The 15,930-nt window shown below is 46.1% G+C and carries 17 protein-coding genes, 1 riboswitch and 1 other annotated feature; of the genes, 10 read left to right on the plus strand and 7 right to left on the minus strand.

Going from position 1 to position 15,930, the window contains the following annotated elements:
- Positions 1-8: 8 nt before the first annotated feature.
- The 3 genes from ACKKE8_RS05680 to rlmD all read right to left on the minus strand — a co-directional run bounded on the left by ACKKE8_RS05680 (position 9) and on the right by rlmD (position 3,811).
- A complete protein-coding gene (locus tag ACKKE8_RS05680; protein WP_409177318.1) occupies positions 9-1,865 on the minus strand; it encodes a hypothetical protein in 1,857 nt (618 codons plus the stop codon).
- Positions 1,865-2,023, minus strand: coding sequence for a hypothetical protein (locus ACKKE8_RS05685; protein WP_409177319.1), 159 nt, complete (start codon positions 2,021-2,023; stop codon positions 1,865-1,867). Before ACKKE8_RS05685 ends, ACKKE8_RS05680 begins: the two co-directional genes overlap by 1 nt.
- 405 nt (positions 2,024-2,428) lie before the next feature.
- Positions 2,429-3,811, minus strand: a complete 1,383-nt coding sequence (gene rlmD / locus ACKKE8_RS05690) for a 23S rRNA (uracil(1939)-C(5))-methyltransferase RlmD (RefSeq protein ID WP_409177320.1) — start codon at positions 3,809-3,811, stop codon at positions 2,429-2,431.
- 168 nt (positions 3,812-3,979) lie between these two features.
- On the opposite strand from rlmD, the gene ACKKE8_RS05695 reads away from it, so the two are divergent.
- The 3 genes from ACKKE8_RS05695 (at position 3,980) to yhfH (ending at position 6,423) form a co-directional block, all read left to right on the plus strand.
- Entirely contained in the window at positions 3,980-4,321 is a 342-nt protein-coding gene (locus ACKKE8_RS05695; protein ID WP_409177321.1) for a hypothetical protein, read from the plus strand.
- Between the two features lie 152 nt (positions 4,322-4,473).
- Positions 4,474-4,733, plus strand: a binding site (T-box leader).
- 99 nt (positions 4,734-4,832) lie between these two features.
- Positions 4,833-6,080, plus strand: coding sequence for a threonine ammonia-lyase IlvA (gene ilvA, locus ACKKE8_RS05700; protein ID WP_409177322.1), 1,248 nt, complete (start codon positions 4,833-4,835; stop codon positions 6,078-6,080).
- 181 nt (positions 6,081-6,261) lie between these two features.
- A complete protein-coding gene (yhfH, locus tag ACKKE8_RS05705; RefSeq protein ID WP_007721579.1) occupies positions 6,262-6,423 on the plus strand; it encodes a protein YhfH in 162 nt (53 codons plus the stop codon).
- A 117-nt stretch (positions 6,424-6,540) separates the two neighbouring features.
- On the opposite strand, the gene ACKKE8_RS05710 is transcribed toward yhfH, so the two are convergent.
- Positions 6,541-6,906, minus strand: a complete 366-nt coding sequence (locus ACKKE8_RS05710; RefSeq protein ID WP_409177323.1) for a hypothetical protein — start codon at positions 6,904-6,906, stop codon at positions 6,541-6,543.
- A 96-nt stretch (positions 6,907-7,002) separates the two neighbouring features.
- Here ACKKE8_RS05710 and ACKKE8_RS05715 point away from each other — a divergent pair, with 96 nt between their 5' ends.
- The 3 genes from ACKKE8_RS05715 (at position 7,003) to ACKKE8_RS05725 (ending at position 9,684) form a co-directional block, all read left to right on the plus strand.
- Positions 7,003-7,575, plus strand: a complete 573-nt coding sequence (locus ACKKE8_RS05715) for a hypothetical protein (protein ID WP_409177324.1) — start codon at positions 7,003-7,005, stop codon at positions 7,573-7,575.
- A gap of 94 nt (positions 7,576-7,669) precedes the next feature.
- A complete protein-coding gene (locus ACKKE8_RS05720) occupies positions 7,670-8,233 on the plus strand; it encodes a biotin transporter BioY (protein WP_409177325.1) in 564 nt (187 codons plus the stop codon).
- A gap of 110 nt (positions 8,234-8,343) precedes the next feature.
- Positions 8,344-9,684 carry a cytochrome P450 gene (locus ACKKE8_RS05725; RefSeq protein ID WP_409177326.1) on the plus strand — a complete coding sequence of 447 codons (1,341 nt, stop codon included), beginning with the start codon at positions 8,344-8,346 and terminating at the stop codon, positions 9,682-9,684.
- A gap of 190 nt (positions 9,685-9,874) precedes the next feature.
- Here the strand turns inward: ACKKE8_RS05725 and ACKKE8_RS05730 are convergent, their stop codons facing one another.
- From ACKKE8_RS05730 to ACKKE8_RS05740, 3 genes are all read right to left on the minus strand, one after another.
- Positions 9,875-11,260, minus strand: a complete 1,386-nt coding sequence (locus tag ACKKE8_RS05730) for a sensor histidine kinase (RefSeq protein WP_409177327.1) — start codon at positions 11,258-11,260, stop codon at positions 9,875-9,877.
- The gene (locus tag ACKKE8_RS05735; RefSeq protein ID WP_409177328.1) at positions 11,261-11,980 is read right to left on the minus strand and encodes a response regulator transcription factor; all 720 of its coding nucleotides are present in this window, start codon (positions 11,978-11,980) and stop codon (positions 11,261-11,263) included.
- A gap of 215 nt (positions 11,981-12,195) precedes the next feature.
- The gene (locus tag ACKKE8_RS05740; RefSeq protein ID WP_409177329.1) at positions 12,196-12,717 is read right to left on the minus strand and encodes a C40 family peptidase; all 522 of its coding nucleotides are present in this window, start codon (positions 12,715-12,717) and stop codon (positions 12,196-12,198) included.
- 4 nt (positions 12,718-12,721) lie between these two features.
- Positions 12,722-12,861, minus strand: a riboswitch (cyclic di-AMP (ydaO/yuaA leader).
- Between the two features lie 320 nt (positions 12,862-13,181).
- Here ACKKE8_RS05740 and ACKKE8_RS05745 point away from each other — a divergent pair.
- From ACKKE8_RS05745 to liaF, 4 genes are all read left to right on the plus strand, one after another.
- Positions 13,182-13,586 (plus strand): LiaF transmembrane domain-containing protein, encoded by a 405-nt coding sequence (locus tag ACKKE8_RS05745; protein ID WP_409177330.1) that lies wholly within the window; start codon positions 13,182-13,184, stop codon positions 13,584-13,586.
- Positions 13,587-13,649: 63 nt separating this feature from the next.
- Entirely contained in the window at positions 13,650-14,345 is a 696-nt protein-coding gene (locus ACKKE8_RS05750) for a PspA/IM30 family protein (protein WP_409177331.1), read from the plus strand.
- A gap of 94 nt (positions 14,346-14,439) precedes the next feature.
- Entirely contained in the window at positions 14,440-15,018 is a 579-nt protein-coding gene (locus tag ACKKE8_RS05755) for a class I SAM-dependent methyltransferase (protein WP_409177332.1), read from the plus strand.
- A 14-nt stretch (positions 15,019-15,032) separates the two neighbouring features.
- The gene (gene liaF, locus ACKKE8_RS05760; protein ID WP_409177333.1) at positions 15,033-15,923 is read left to right on the plus strand and encodes a cell wall-active antibiotics response protein LiaF; all 891 of its coding nucleotides are present in this window, start codon (positions 15,033-15,035) and stop codon (positions 15,921-15,923) included.
- Positions 15,924-15,930 lie beyond the last annotated feature (7 nt).

Raw genomic sequence — 15,930 nt, forward strand, 5'->3', positions numbered from 1 at the left:
CCTCCTTATTAGAATCGGACCGTTTTGTAGGTTCTGATAAACAGTCGAAGCAAAAATGCATAGAGAACTAGTAACAATACGGAATAAATCGCTGCTTTAACGGGAACTTCATTAGTGACATTATGTACAACAATTAGTTTATCGACAACAAATTTGGAATCTTTGTATTTGGATCCAAAGTCTGTAATCTGCAAAACTTCCCATACATACTCAGGTAACTCTTGCGGCATTTTCACGATTGTTCCTGGCGAATCAATGGAATTACTTTTTTGCATCTGCATTGCTTGATTGGCATCTGAGACCAATAAAACGATTGATGAGTTATCAAGCTTAGCAACATAAAACCATCCTGTGGGGAGAATGCTTTTAGCCCAATTACGTTGCTTACTGTAGGAAGAATTATATCGAGTACTGATAGCACCGGTTTCGGCTTTTGCTTGATACTCTGTAATTCCTAGAAAATGAACACTGGGAAGCTTTATTTGGGCGATATCAGAATAATCTAGTTGATTCAGCACCTCAGTGGAAGATAGTTCTACAGGATGAATCATATTTTTTAGATAGGAGATAGGTGTTAATCCGGTATCATTAATGAAAGGATTAGATAACAAAACATGTAGAAAAAGAATTAAGGATAGAGTGAATACGACACCTATTTTGGGCAACTGCATCCAAAACAATTTCACACTGCCCCAAAATTTTGGCTTCCCAAGCTTCTTATGCAATCTATTTATGACTGATCTTCTGGTGAAAAAGGGCCTCCGCTTGGCCCGTTCCACCATATCAGAACGGATATGTGCAAGGCTGGTTATGGCATCGATATCATTCGGATAACTCTCCAATATCTTCAAGTAGTTCTCCTCTGCCTTCTCTAACTCACCAAGTTGAATGAAACATTTTCCCAATAGACGCAGGGTACCCATATTGGCAGGCATACGTGAGAGGATGTACAGACATTCGTCTTTTGCTTCAACGAATTGATTGGTTTCATACCATATCCGAGATCGAATCAGATACCAATCGATGTCATCTGGATAAATACTGATTCCGTGTTCCATTACAGCAAGAGCAGGCTCCTTTTCACCCATTCGAAGGAAGTATTCACCCTGTAGCCGAAGCAAGTCAGGATCATCTGAATACATCGCATATGCTTCATCAAGCAATTGACCTGCCAGTTCTAGATTGTTTTCCTTAAGTGCCTGATATGCCGTCTCCCGCTTGTTCAGAAACACATCGTAGTCTAAATCGGCTGCATGTTGTATAAAGGTATAACGAAGAGCAGGTTCATCCAATTGTCTGCAATAAAAATGGTAAAACTCTTCGGTGAAATGCTCCATTCGATCATCCGGATCTTCTGTTGCTAGTTCGCGCCAACGAAAACAGTATTCGATGGATTCCCAAACTCTTTTAGGGAGAAACCGATGTTCATGCAAGAAATCCAATAATGTATCTTCTACGATTTCTTTGAGCATTACATTCCAGACAGTATCGTTATTTAAAAGCTTTGACCATTGTTCATGGCTGATACGGGAAGAGAAATCAGAATACACCTCTTCAACTTGTTCCATGAATTCAAATACTGGGTCAACTTCTTCTGGTCGGTTTATAGTTTCAACTGTTAGCTCGACCGTGTTGTGAGGATTGGTCCTAATATGGATGATATTTTCATCGCTGAACAACGGACCCGTTTCTTTGATGGCTCCCTTTTTCGCAGCCTTCACCGCATAGTCATATGCTTCTCTTAGCCTTTGATAGCCTTCCGGATCATCCTCTGGGTGGTGAACCTTCAGTTTTTGGGAGTAGGCTTTTTTAATCGATGGAATATCTTCTGTGGGTTCAATCCCCAGTACTTCCCACACACCCATTAAGAGTCGAACCACCCTTCTAAATGATCCAGTTGTTTTTTAAACGCTAAAGCTGCCTTTTTTATCAGTTGCTGATCTTGTGTGGCTAACACAGCCTCGAACTTTTCCAGTAAATATGCAATTTCTGTGCGGCTGTCCCCAAGGGATTCTTCATACATCCGTTCATCCCGAGCAAGCAAACGTAGTCATAGAATGCCCTCATTTCTCATGTAATGTACCGTTAGTTGGGAATTGTATTCAATAGTATTTATAGTATTAAAAATTGATCAAAAATAAAAGGTTCAAAACATGGAGCCTGTCACTCTAACCCATCCTCGTATGTTGACACCCTCCGCTATTCATTGAAGGACTTTAACGATATTCTGTTGCTGAAACATTGGCAAGAGGCAAGTCCGTTTTACATGTTTACGCTCCTCCCCTGCAAGTAGAAGCAGCAGATCGTGAATGTCGGTAGCAAGCTTGTTTCATCATCAACATGCAAACAAAAAGGCTCAAGCTGAAATTTGCTTGAGCTTTTTCCTATAAAACCACATGTTATTCGGTAAATGTGCTACTTCAGAATTCTATTTTCTCGTTAACAACGCACAGCACTCCACATGCGCCGTATGCGGGAACATATCCACCGGCTGCACACTCTTTAACTCATAACGCTGCATCAGCTTCCCAACATCCTTCGCCAGCGTAGAAGGATTACAAGACACATACACAATCTTCTTCGGCTGCACATCCAACAAGGAACGAATCAGCGTATCATCCAGCCCAGTCCGCGGTGGATCGACTACGACGACATCTGGTCGAGTCCCTTGTTTGGCCCATTTTGGCATCAAGACCTCGGCACGACCCACGTGAAAGCTGGCATTCGACGCTTGGTTACGCTGTGCATTGCGATTGGCATCCTCGACAGCCTCAGGAATCAGCTCGATCCCGCGAACCTCGCGGGCATAAGGAGCGAGCCACAAGCCAATCGTCCCTGTACCACAATACAAATCGAGGACGAGCTCTTTTCCAGTCAGTCCAGCAGCCGTTTTCACCTGATTGTACAGCTTTTGTGTCTGCTCGGGATTCAATTGGAAGAAGGCACGAGCCGACAAGTCGAAGGACAGCTCACCCAGTTTTTCAGCAATGGAAGCCCTGCCCCACAAAGATACTGTCTTGTCACCAAAAACTAGTGACGTTTTTTGCGTGTTTACGTTTTGCGCGATTCCTACCAACTCAGGCAGTCTCGTACGGAGCTCCAAAAGTAGCTCTTTCACCCGTGGAATTTCTGGGGTAGCCGTTACAAGTGTTAATTGCGTTTCACCCGTAGCAAAAGCGACACGAGCTACGATTGTGCGGATGACGCCCGTCCGTTTTTTCTCGTCGTAGATCGGAATCCCGAGCTCCTCGATGATTTGCTTCGCTGTTTGGACGATTTTTGTTGTTGCTTCATGCTGCACCTGACAGCCTTCCAAATTGACGAGCTTGTGACTACCTGTTTGATACAGTCCAGCGATGAGCTTGCCTTTTTCCTTGCCCACCTGAAACTGTGCTTTATTTCGATATGACCACGGATTATCCATACCAATCGTAGGGGCGACTGGTGGTTGATTCAGTCGAGCGTATTTACGCAGTGACTCGATGACGATTTCCTGCTTGCTCGCGAGCTGTGCGGCATAATCCATGTGCTGCAAGCTGCATCCGCCACACTCCGCATAGACCGGACAGGGGGGCTTCGTGCGAGATGCTGATTTTTCAACGACTCGTAAAAGACGCGCGGTCGCGTATTTTTCTCTTGCCTCAGTCACCTCTGCATGGACGACCTCGCCAGGGAGAGCACCCTCTACGAAAACGATTTTTCTTTTAAAATAACCGATCCCTTCGCCATTAATGCCCAAGCTCTTGATCGTGAGCGTCATTTGCTGGCCGACACGGATGCTGGCGTCTTGTTCTTTTTTATGCGTTGTCATCTGTCCCGTTCTCCTCAAGCAATTCAGTATTTCCCTATTATAGAGCATTACGAGAGACGTTGCATGTATGCGAGAGCTTCGGGATGCCAGTCAGATAATGGCAACTTCCTGTCCTGCTTTGTTTTTGATATAATAGTGCGGAGAATAATGAGGGAGTTGTGACGCTAGATGCAAGATCTATTTGAAAAAATGAAAGAATATCTCAACATGGATACTGAGATTTCTTTTGACGAGTTTGATGGCTACTACAAAAAGGTAACCGCGTTTCTAAACGATAGCTGGGAGACGTTGAACGAGGAAGATACCATGCACATGCTGTTCATCCTCGACAACCTCAAGTCCAACGGTGAAGAGCGCTCCAAGCGCAAAATCAAGGAAGCGAAAAAATACGCGAAAATGGCGCAGCGCACTGAAATTTGGGCCAATGCACTGATCGGCCGTCTGCGTGAAGCTGGTTTCACAGATGAAGAAATCGGCAAGCGTTACGAAGCGATTTACGAAGCAGTATAGGATGTAGCGAATAGAAAAACGGGTGCCGTTTTGAGTGCAATAGCTCGAAAGGGAACCCGTTTTTTTGTCATTGCTTTCCTGCCAAATAACAAGAAGATTGACAACTTGTGGGTTTCGGCGTAGAATGTTTAACTAATTCGAATAGTTCGTATGTATGAGCGTTGAAAAGGAAGAGTAGAAACAGTAAGCAGCGTGCAGAGAGCCGTTCCCCGTGCTGAAAGAATGGCCGCCAGCCTGTTTTGAAAATCACCTTGGAGCATTGTCCTGGAAAATCAGCTTGTCTAGCCATTGAGTATAGGACAACGAATTCGTCCTCGTTATCGGACGGGAGTTTCATAGTGAACTTCCTAAGTCTGTTTTTCGTGAGGAAGACAGAGACGCTGAGTGGTACCGCGATGCCCTCGCCTCAGCCAGCCATGCGCAAATTGTGCGTAGCTGGTTTGGGGCGGGGGTTTTTTGATTTGGTCTGGTCCCTAAAACAACAGAGAAGATACTTAGGAGGAACATATATATGCACACGGTTAGAGTGGAAGACATCGTAGTAGCCAATCACGCATTGAAAGACGTGGTGGAGAAGACGCCCTTGCAAAAAAACAAGGTACTGTCTGAGCGCTACGGCTGCAACGTGTATTTGAAAAGAGAAGACTTGCAAGTCGTTCGTTCCTTCAAGATTCGCGGTGCTTATCATTTTATGCGGAATCTTTCGACAATGGAGCGGGAGCGTGGTGTCGTTTGTGCAAGTGCGGGCAATCATGCGCAGGGTGTTGCCTATTCGTGTAACCATTTGCAAATCAAAGGCACGATCTTTATGCCAGCGACCACCCCACGTCAAAAAATATCGCAGGTCAAGCTGTTTGGCGGCTCCTATGTAGAAGTTGTATTGATCGGTGACACCTTCGATGATTCATTCGCAGAGGCGATGAAGTATTGCATTCAGGAAGATCGGACCTTTGTCCATCCGTTTGACGATCCATTGGTGGTAGCCGGACAAGGAACAGTCGGTCTGGAGATTATGAATGACATGGAAGAACCAGCTGATTTCGTCTTTATGAGTATCGGCGGAGGTGGATTGGCAGCGGGTGTGGGAACGTACGTAAAAGGCATCAGCCCGAACACACAGATCATTGGTGTCGAGCCAGCAGGAGCAGCTTCGATGCAAGCCGCTTTGGAACAAAATGATGTTGTCACCCTAGATGAAATTGACAAGTTTGTTGATGGTGCAGCCGTCAAGCAAGTGGGGCAGCTAACGATGAGTATTTGTCAGGAGCTGCTGGATGACATCGTGCTGGTGCCAGAAGGCAAGGTGTGCACAACCATTTTGGAGTTGTATAACAGCAATGCCATCGTCGTAGAACCTGCAGGTGCCCTGTCGATTGCTGCTCTCGATTACTACCAGGATCAAATCGCCGGGAAAAACGTAGTGTGTGTCATCAGTGGCGGAAACAACGACATTGACCGGATGCAAGAGATCAAGGAGCGCTCCCTGCTACATGAGGGCTTGAAGCACTATTTTGTCATCAATTTCCCACAGCGTGCCGGAGCCTTGCGAGAATTTATGGAAAAAGTTCTGGGGCCACACGATGATATCACACGCTTTGAGTATACGAAAAAGAACAACAAAGAAAATGGTCCAGCGCTGGTTGGCATTGAAATGAAATGCAAAGATGACTATCAGCCGTTAGTCAGTCGGATGAAGCAGCACGGTATCCGCTATGTAGAGATTACGCATGATCCGTATTTGTTCAATTTGCTGATTTAGGTTCTTGTGATACAACAGATGCGGAATTTGCAAAAATGTATGAATACAGCGAAAAAAGGAGCAATGAAGAGAGAATGAGCGAGAGAGAAAGATAAATCGGCGTAATGTATTATAACAAACTTTTATAAAACAGATGCTGTTGTAATACAATGCAGATAATAACACACGGGGGGTTTTAATCATGACGCCAATCACTACTTTCTTTCGCAATCTCGAAGCAAAATGCTGTGCTGCTTGCGGCCAGATGATCCACGAACAAGCTGAATCGTATGCAACAGAATGCGCACCATGCCAAGAGCAAGCATCCTTTGACGCTTACAAGTACTATCATCAAAAACGCTAAGTCGACCATGAATACTGGATAAAACAGGTGTACCACAGGGCATGAGCCATGGCAGGTATACCTGTTTTTTGATTCAAAGAAAAAGCCGCTGTTCCATAACAACGGCTTTTTCGCATGTCAGCGCGGTTTCTCGGCGTGCTTTGCAGCTTCCTGCTTGACGTAATCAATCAGCCCCAATTGAAAGCCTTCCTGTGTTAGGAGACGTTTGGCTTCATACGTACTTGCGTAGTAGGCTTGGACATGCGGATCGTTGTCCAAAACGTAACGACACGCCTGATCACGAGACAACTCCTGGTACCAGTCTGTCTGTTTGATTTGGGCGACGAGATCCTCATAGACCGGTTCCCGCTTTTTCCATGGATTCAAACGATGAATAATTTCACCAAGGATTGCAACAACGATTAGAATTCCGATTAAAAACATGGCTGTCACCTCAAAGGTTGGATCACTCTCATGGTACCACTCTCCTGGAGGCGCCGCCATGGGGAAGTCGGTCCACTTGCAAAACAAGTAGAAAGCAGGCATGCTATATACTGTAAATAGAAAGGGCCCGATTGCCTGAGAAAAGGAGGGCGCGAGATGTTTCATCCGCTTGTTTTTGACAATATCAGGGTTGTGTTGGAAGGTGCGGTATACGACCGGGACTTCGAAGGGGCAATCACGATTACGAACCGTTCGGATGTCATGGATATGGCTACATTCCATCGACAGTTTCAGATCGAGTTCAAGCTGGCTGATCAACATGATCATACCGTAGCTGTCCGTGCTGAGATGCAGCTTCGTACCAAGTTAGCTGATATTGCAGCTGAGCAGTTAGAACAGCCGCTGACAGATCATATCGGATGTACGATTTGCATCCATTTTACCTTGCAGATGGAAAATTACAGAGATGTGCCCGGAGAAGCGAGAGAAATCACATCGATTCTCAATGACATTTGGGGTCAAAGACCGTATATTACACAGAAAGTATCGGCTAAATTAGAGGAGCATCGAATCGATTGGCCACCGAAGCAAATAACCAATCAGGTGACGCTGGACTTTCATCGAAAAATTGATGAAGGCAACATCGATGACCTGAACGAATTAATCGATCATACGGTTCAGTCACTTCAAAAGCTGCAGCTATACATGGATCAACAAGCAAAAAGGTAAGCGGACAGAACGGGGATTTACAAAAGGGCAGATGCGTATTATTATTTTGTTAACCTTATAATATTTTTAGTTAACAAAACGGAGGCTAGTACGCATGAGAAACGAACGCTTGAGATGGCTGTTGCTCTCTGCCATCTTTGCTGCAATGACAGCGGTATTGTCGCAGGTGACGATTCCCTTGCCGTTGATTCCAATTACCGCACAGACGTTAGCAGTAGGGCTGACGGCGACCATTTTGGGAAGACGATACGGGACACTGGCTTTGGTTATTTACGTTTTGCTCGGTGCAGTCGGATTACCTGTATTCAGCGAGGCAAAAGGCGGATTGCAAATATTGGTCGGCAAATCCGGTGGATACATATTTGGGTTTATTGCAACCGCTTATGTGACCGGGCTCTACTTGGAGAAAACGAGATTCACCTTGAAAAACGCCATCATCGCCAATATCATTGGCATGTTTGTCACACTCGCTTTTGGTACCCTACAGCTCAAATACGTCATGGACATTCCATGGGATACAGCTGTCGCTTTTGGTGTAACTCCTTTCCTCATTGTAGGGGTTGTCAAAGCAGTTCTGGCTTCTCTGATTGGCATCAAGGTACGCGAGCGACTGATTGCTTCTCGTCTGTTGCGCACAGATCAACCTGTTACGCGATAATCAAAATGATTTCGTAAGCCATCCGAAGTTCGGGTGGTTTTTTTTCGCATAATCTCCTTATCGTGCCGGATACTATCGGTAGGATTTTGCATGTAAAAAGGAGGAGACGTATGAATATAACGATCACTGGCCCAAAAGGCCTTCCGATCTCTGGAAACTTGATGGCATTTCGCCGATCGCCGCTTCAGTTCATCCGCGACGCTGTAGAAGAGCATGGAGAAGTCGTCCATTTTCGCTTCGGACCTTCCCGCCATGTTTACCTGCTAACGAATCCGGATCACATCAAAGAGGTTTTGGTCAGCAAGCAAGCGCATTTTCGAAAAGGGAAAGGATTGCAGTCAGCACGACCAGTCGTTGGGGATGGAATTCTCACCAGTGAGGGAAAAAAGCATCTGCGACAACGGCGACTTATGCAGCCAGCTTTTCATCGAGAGCGTATCGCCAGCTACGGAGATGTGATGGTCCGGCAAGCAGTTGATCTCATGTCGGATTGGAAAACCGGGGAACTGCGCGATATTCACTCGGACATGATGAAAGTAACCCTTGCGATTATTACGGAGACTATGTTTGGCAAAACCGTCAAGGAAGGTGCCGATCAGATTGGACATGCAATCGATGTCGGTTTGAAGTACGTGGCAAATAAAGGCTCATCTTTTATCGACATTCCGTTGTCCGTACCTACAAAAAGCAATCGGGAGTTCCTGGAGTCGAGTGAGCTGTTGGACAAAACGATCTACTCCTTGATCGAAGCTCGTCGTAATAGCGAAGGAGAAGAGCAAAAGGACTTGTTGGGGATGCTTTTGGCTGCGCGTGATGAAGATGATGGGGAAGGAATGACAGACGAGCAGGTGCGCGACGAGGTCATGACCATTTTTGTAGCTGGCCATGAGACGACTGCGAATACCATGTCTTGGATTTTCTATTTGCTGGCTACTTATCCCGAGGTAGAGAAAAAGCTGCATGACGAGCTGTCAACGGTGTTGTGTGAAAAGCTGCCGACAGTTGAGGATCTTCCCCAGCTGAAGTATACAAATCTCATTGTACAGGAAACACTGAGGCTCTATCCTGCAGCCTGGACGATTAATCGAGAAGTAGTAGAAGAGGTTGAGATCGGCGGTCATACGTACAAGCCAGGCGAAACACTGATGATGAGCCAATATGTCATGCACCGTAACCCACGCTACTATGAGCAGCCTGAACAATTCATTCCAGAGCGTTTTGACAGCGACCTGTTAAAAAGAAATCCAGCTTATGCTTATTTCCCTTTTGGCGGTGGGCCGCGTGTTTGTATCGGGAATAACTTTGCTTTGATGGAGGCAGCTTTGCTATTGGCGACGATCGCGCAGCGATATCGACTACGACTGGCTGAACCGAATCAGGAAGTGGAGCCCGAGCCGTTGGTCACCTTGCGTCCAAAGAACGGACTGCCGATGCGTTTGGAGAAAAGATAGAAAAAAATGGAAATAGGGGACAAAAAAAGAGGCATCTTATCAATACGGTTTCGCCGATTGTGTCAGATACCGAACTGGGGGTTATTTATCACTGAAAGCAACATGCTTACAAAAAATATTTTACCAACAAAATATAAAGAAATAATTAACTGAGAATAAATCTATATAAAGTAAGGGTAGCTTGTGAAAGCTACCCGTGGAAGAAGGGGATGGTGAAGGAGAAGCTGCTTCCCATTCCCAGTTCACTATTTACCATCAGATCTCCGCCGTGAAGGCGAACGATGCTTTTGCAAATTGTTAAGCCTAGGCCAGTACCGCCACTGTTGCGATTTCGTGATTTTTCCGCCCGATAAAACTTGGTGAAAATCTTCGGCAAGTCTTCAGAGGCGATTCCTTCTCCTTTGTCGATCACAGTAAAAAGGACATGCCCTTCTCGCTGATCACAAGTAAGGTAAATGGAGCCATCCGGTTTGTTGTAGTGAATGGCGTTGTTCAACAAGTTTTCCATGACACGTCGTAGTTTGGTCTCATCCGCTTCGATGTGTAGTTCATTGGAGATACGCAGCTTCCATTGAAAGGTGAGGCCTGCCTCTTTGATCCTCGGCAAATAGTCCTCAATGATTCCTCTCAAGAAGCTTTTGACATGAATGCGATTTATGTTGAGTCGGACTTCGGAGCTTTGGGTGGTGAAGTCCTGCAACTCATCCAGCAGCTTTTCCAAGTCCGTCGTTTTAAACTCGATTTTACTCATCTGTTTCTGTATTTTGGTCATATCCGTCACACGACCGGAGCCGATATATGACGCATATCCTTTGATCGTGGTGAGAGGTGTGCGGAAGTCGTGGGCGATCGAAGCAATCATTTCGGCCTGTCTTTCTTCCGCTAAGCGAAGCTCATCAACCATATCCCCGAAATATCGAAAGAGTTGCCCAAACTCATCATGTGATCGATACGTAAATGTTACTAACCGTTTCCCTTCCTGGATTTCTTGGGTGACGCGCGATAATTCGTTCACGGGCCGCAGTATCCAGCGAACGAATAAAGCGAGCAGAACCAATCCAACCAGACTAATGCTTCCGTAAATAAACCAAAGCATCATGGAAACCCCTGTCGTAGCCATCATGTCGTAATCATCTGTGTAGAAATAAACAACAATCTCCCCTGTACGCGGTGGCTCCTGTTGAAAATGGTACTCAGCTACCACTTTAAGGTCACTTTGCTTGGAAGAATCGCCACGGTTTGATGAGGAGGGAGAAGGCATTTTCAAATTATAGGCGCGTGATGTTTTGCTGTAGATGGTGTTTCCATCGGCATCCTTCACGAGCATGCGGTACATCACGTCGTCTGGCAACTGCTTTTCAAGCTCCAAACGTTCGATTGGGTCCTTGAAATTACTGACGAGAAGCAGTTGATTGAGCATGACCTTCTCTGCAGCTTCCTTCTCAGCCTGGTACTGATTATGTCGATCATTTTTGAGTTGAGCGACAATAATGTCTTGAAAAACAAATTTAAACAACAAGATGTTGAGTGTGATCAAGGCAATGAAGGAGAGAAGAATTTTATTGCGTAAGCTCATTTAAAGCTTCTCCCCGATAAATACGTAGCCTGTCCCCCATTGTGTTTTAATGAACTGACGCTCTGTTTCCAACTTTTCACGGAGGTTTTTGATATGGACGGTCACTGTATTGAGTGAACCATAACCATATCCCCAGACACGGTCGTAGATTTGCTCTCTTGTAAAGACGATGCCCGCATTTTCTGCGAGGAAGGTGAGCAGTTGAAATTCTTTTGTAGAGAGCTCAATCTTCTGATTACATACATAAACGGAATACGTTTCTTTATGAATTTCCAGGTCCTTGAATTTCAAAACGGTAATCGGAGAAGAGGCTGTTTCCTTCTCAGGCTGCTCTTCCGTATGCTTGCGAATGCGCTCATAGCGACGCAGGTGGGCACGAATGCGAGCGAGGAGCTCTTCTGTATCAAAAGGCTTCGTGATGTAATCGTCTGCGCCGATTTCGAAGCCGACTACCTTATCTACCGCTTTTCCTTTTGCACTGAGAAACAGTATAGGCAAATCCCACTCACGGCGAATTTGAGAACAGAGCTCATAGCCACTCATGTTGGGCATCATAATATCCAAAAGGATCAGATTGGGTCGCTCTCCTTGGCTGAGCAGCGAGAGTGCATTTTCTCCGCTCTCTGCGGAGGAAACGGTGAAGCCCTCGTTCTCCAAAATGTCTTCTAGCAGTTCAATAATCTCCAGATTGTCATCGACAATTAAAATGTGATCTTTCACCGGAACAACCCCCAGTTACTTCTATTAATAAGGAATACCATTCAAAGAATGGGTCTTGTCTATCATAACATGCTTTGACCTGATCAGGGGAAGAAACCCCGTAAGTTATTAAGTTGTTCTAATATGTGAGGGTACCTCTTTAGACCAGGTACTAAATTTCGTCAGAAAAAGCCAGAGACATTATGTCCCTGGCTTTTTATTATTTTGCCGAACGACTATTTTTGAGCTGGTTTTTCCGGCAACGATGCAGCTTGCACCGCTTTTTCCTTTTTCGGAGTTTCTGCTTTCGCTAGAACAGGAACGCTGAGACGCTTGGCGCCTACATAACGCTTGCTCCAGTAGTATGGATCGCTCAACTTGGTGTTGACGACTCCACGACCAGATTCCGAGTGCACGAATGTGCCGTCTCCAATGTAGATACCCACGTGAGAAATGCTGCGACCGTTCGTATTGAAGAACACGAGATCACCTGGCTGCAAATCTTTTCTCGCTACCTCTGTACCTAATTCGTACTGGGAAGCAGAATTGTGAGGCAGGTCTACACCTAACGCATCAAATACGTAGCGCGTGAAACCGGAGCAGTCAAAGCCCTTTTTGGACGAGCCGGAAGATTTGTAAGGAGTACCGTACAAGTCGCTGACTACTTCATTGAGAGAATTCCCCTCAGCAGCCTGTGCAGCGCCTGCCCCCATAGCAAGCATTCCAGCCATAAATAAAGATAAAACTACCTTGCGCAAAAGAAACTGCTCCCTTCGTGAGCCTACGAGGTTAGCTGAAGGGTTCGGTCGAAAGGACGCCCTAGGCTGCTAGGAGTAGCAACCATTCACCCCAAAAACGTGGTTCCCCCGTTTCCGCCAAGCGGAATTCGGCTATTTTTCGATGTTTTTTTACACGCACTCTTACGAAGATTCTACGCGAGTCCTTTTTTTCCTTCTTTTTCATCTGTACGTTCACATATTCGTCACAAAAATACCGTCAAATGTTGTAACGTTTTCGTTCGACAGTGCAAGCCACCTTTCGACGTGGGACTTGTTCTGCCTTGCGAGACAGCTCGTCCGATTAGGGCAGGAAATTGTCTCCGTCCAAGGACGGAGGGAAAAACCAACCGCACGCCCGTTATGGGAAGCCTATACCGAGGGCTACAATAAGGGCATAACGTTCCACAAGCACCACATGCAAAACGAATGGAGGTAAGCGAGTAATGAGCGAACGGTCTGGCAAAGTTCTACTCGGGCTGGTTCTGCTGCTAGTCGGTGGGTTGGTTCTTCTAGATCTGGTGGGTATCGATATCGGAGACTTGCTCGGGTTCATCATTCCCGGTGTGATCATGATATACGGTGCCAAAAAGATCATGGGACAAACCGGTTCACGCTTTTGGGGAATCCTAGTTTTCCTTTTCGGGTTCCTGATGTTGATTGGCAAGCTTGACCTACTGTTTCACGCGCTTCTGGCCATTGGGGTAATTTATCTGGGATATCGCTTACTGCGTCCCAGTCAAGAACCTAAACAAGCTCCACCTGCTTGGGAGCGTGAGTGGGCCCAAAAAGTATTAAAGGAAGATACGCTGGACAATTGGGAGAGAAACGTAAGAAGACGACCACAATAACACTACGTCGCAAGAGTCTTTTGGATGAACAATATGATGTGATATGATGAGGAGGAAAAAATAATGAGTATCTTTAAACGTTTGCGTGACCTGACAGTAGCTTCGGTGAATGATGCATTGGATTCGATGGAAGATCCGGTAGTGATGCTGAATCAATATATGCGTGACATGGAAGTAGAAATCGGACAAGTTGAAGTAGCGGTTGCCCGTCAGGTTGCACTGGAAAAGAAATTCCGTCAGCAATTGGACGAAGCCAATGCTCTGATCGAAAAACGCGATCGTCAAGTCAAGCTCGCCTTGACGGAGGGAGAAGACGAGTTGGCTCGTCGAGCACTTGCTGACAAGAAGCAGTACGAAGGCCGTGCAGCGGAATATGAAGCTCTCTACCTGTCAGCATCCGAGGCAGCTACGCAAATGCGCGAGAAGCTGGCTGAACTGAAGGAAGAGTTCTATAAAATGCGTGCGAAAAGGTTCACACTAATGGCACGTGCACAAGTAGCTCGTACACAAAAACAAGTCAATCAAGCAGTTGTCGGTATCGGCAATCAGTCTGCAGGCCGTGGCTTCGCCCGCATGGAAGAAAAAGTCATGCGCATGGAAGCGGAAGCGCAAATGAGTGGACAATGGCGCCAAACGAACCGCGCTTGGGAGAACGCATTGTCTGAACTGGAAAAGGATGATCTCGATGCAGAACTTGCCAGCATCAAAGCATCCATTAATGAAGTAAAAACACCGGTAGCCAAACCAGTACAATCCTAATTCGACAGGAACTGGGGGACTGGGTGTAGAATAGATTGTGTCAATTCGGCAGCCTGTGTACATCAGGCTGCTTTTCCCCTAGGAGGTACGATTCTTGCAGGACTTCTTGGTCTTTTTGCGGCGGTTTATCGCTGAGCCTGGACGCGTCGGTAGTATAATCCCCAGCTCTCGTTTTTTATGTGAGCAAATGTTGAAAAGCGTCGATTGGGCTTCAACCGATGTGATCCTGGAGCTGGGACCTGGTACAGGGGCATTTACCCAAAAGATCTATCAGCGCTTGCGTCCCGGCACAGAGTACGTGCTTGTGGAACGAGATTCCCATTTTCGCTCTATGCTTCAATCACGTTTTCCCGATCTTCTTATCAGGGAGGAAGCGACTAAACTTAGGTCTTACTTGGAGGAGCGGGACCTTGCAGGTGCAGATGTCATTATCTCAGGTCTGCCATTCGCCAATTTTCCACAAGAGCTGCGGGCAGCAATTCTGGACGAAGTTCAATCTGTACTGAAGCCAGGGGGCCTATTTATTACATTCCAATATTCGCTACAACTCCAAGCTGAGTTGCAGGATCGTTTTCCCTGGGTCAAGATCGACTTTACCCTGTTGAACATTCCGCCTGCATTCATCTATACATGTCGTAATGGTCAAAGTGAAAACGATCAGCATGGGGCGTGAGAGAGGAGACTTTTGTGAAACTGTCCCGTTTGCACAAAATGTTGGCTGGTATCCTGATTATTTTTACGGGAATCGGCCTTTTATTAGACAGTTTGGGTATCATTTCGTTCGGTTTGTTTGATTTGTGGCCGATGGTGCTTATTTATTTCGGCCTTCGTTTGTGGGGGCAGAAAAATAGGATTGGCGGAGGAATTCTATTCTCCCTGGGGACCATTATCGCGATGGATATGTGGTTTGGTGTCGGGATTGATGATTTGTTCCAGATTGCAGTGCCAATCGTGTTTATTTATTTCGGGTTTCAGTTGATTCGGGGCAAGAACAGCAAACGAGATCACCACGTGAATCAACCAATGGGCGATATGGGGACCTCATCTGCTGCGGAGACGATTGTGACAAGTGATGCGAGTGTTACGAGTGACGTGAAGGTTTCAACAGAGGAACGTCCTTGGATAGACAGCTGGAACAAATGGAAGCATGTTGGTGGCAAAATTCCTCATCACGAAAGAATGTCTTCATCACCTGATGACACGTTGCCAAAAGATTCCCGCAGTTCTCTGATTGGAGATTATCACCTGACCTCGGGGCGTTTTGAACTGAATCACTTGCATGTCTGGCATGGAATCGGGGATGTTGTGATTGATCTTTCCCGGGCAGTGTTGATGCGGGATGAGGCAGTTCTTGTCGTAGAGGGCTGGATAGGCGATGTGACGATTTATGTGCCTGTCGATCTTCCTGTATCGGTAACGGCAGGGTTGAGTATTGGTGACCTGGAGGTGCTAAGCCACCGTCAGGGAGGTATCAATCGCAGCGTTAAGATTCGTTCGGATCAGTATGATGAAGCATTTCAAAAAGTAAACTTGCATATCTCGCTGCTTGTCGGCGATATAAAAGTCAAGTACATCTAGGAGGTAC

It is taken from the genome of Brevibacillus fortis, from assembly GCF_046196545.1.
In the GTDB taxonomy this organism is placed as follows: domain Bacteria; phylum Bacillota; class Bacilli; order Brevibacillales; family Brevibacillaceae; genus Brevibacillus; species Brevibacillus fortis_A.

Bases quoted from the DNA above. Each gene is read 5' to 3' on its own strand.
- ACKKE8_RS05680 (WP_409177318.1), bottom strand. From the start codon at position 1,865: ATGGGTGTGTGGGAAGTACTGGGGATTGAACCCACAGAAGATATTCCA.
- ACKKE8_RS05685 (WP_409177319.1), bottom strand. From the start codon at position 2,023: ATGTATGAAGAATCCCTTGGGGACAGCCGCACAGAAATTGCATATTTA.
- rlmD (WP_409177320.1), bottom strand. From the start codon at position 3,811: ATGACAACGCATAAAAAAGAACAAGACGCCAGCATCCGTGTCGGCCAG.
- ACKKE8_RS05695 (WP_409177321.1), top strand. From the start codon at position 3,980: ATGCAAGATCTATTTGAAAAAATGAAAGAATATCTCAACATGGATACT.
- ilvA (WP_409177322.1), top strand. From the start codon at position 4,833: ATGCACACGGTTAGAGTGGAAGACATCGTAGTAGCCAATCACGCATTG.
- yhfH (WP_007721579.1), top strand. From the start codon at position 6,262: ATGACGCCAATCACTACTTTCTTTCGCAATCTCGAAGCAAAATGCTGT.
- ACKKE8_RS05710 (WP_409177323.1), bottom strand. From the start codon at position 6,906: ATGGCGGCGCCTCCAGGAGAGTGGTACCATGAGAGTGATCCAACCTTT.
- ACKKE8_RS05715 (WP_409177324.1), top strand. From the start codon at position 7,003: ATGTTTCATCCGCTTGTTTTTGACAATATCAGGGTTGTGTTGGAAGGT.
- ACKKE8_RS05720 (WP_409177325.1), top strand. From the start codon at position 7,670: ATGAGAAACGAACGCTTGAGATGGCTGTTGCTCTCTGCCATCTTTGCT.
- ACKKE8_RS05725 (WP_409177326.1), top strand. From the start codon at position 8,344: ATGAATATAACGATCACTGGCCCAAAAGGCCTTCCGATCTCTGGAAAC.
- ACKKE8_RS05730 (WP_409177327.1), bottom strand. From the start codon at position 11,260: ATGAGCTTACGCAATAAAATTCTTCTCTCCTTCATTGCCTTGATCACA.
- ACKKE8_RS05745 (WP_409177330.1), top strand. From the start codon at position 13,182: ATGAGCGAACGGTCTGGCAAAGTTCTACTCGGGCTGGTTCTGCTGCTA.
- ACKKE8_RS05750 (WP_409177331.1), top strand. From the start codon at position 13,650: ATGAGTATCTTTAAACGTTTGCGTGACCTGACAGTAGCTTCGGTGAAT.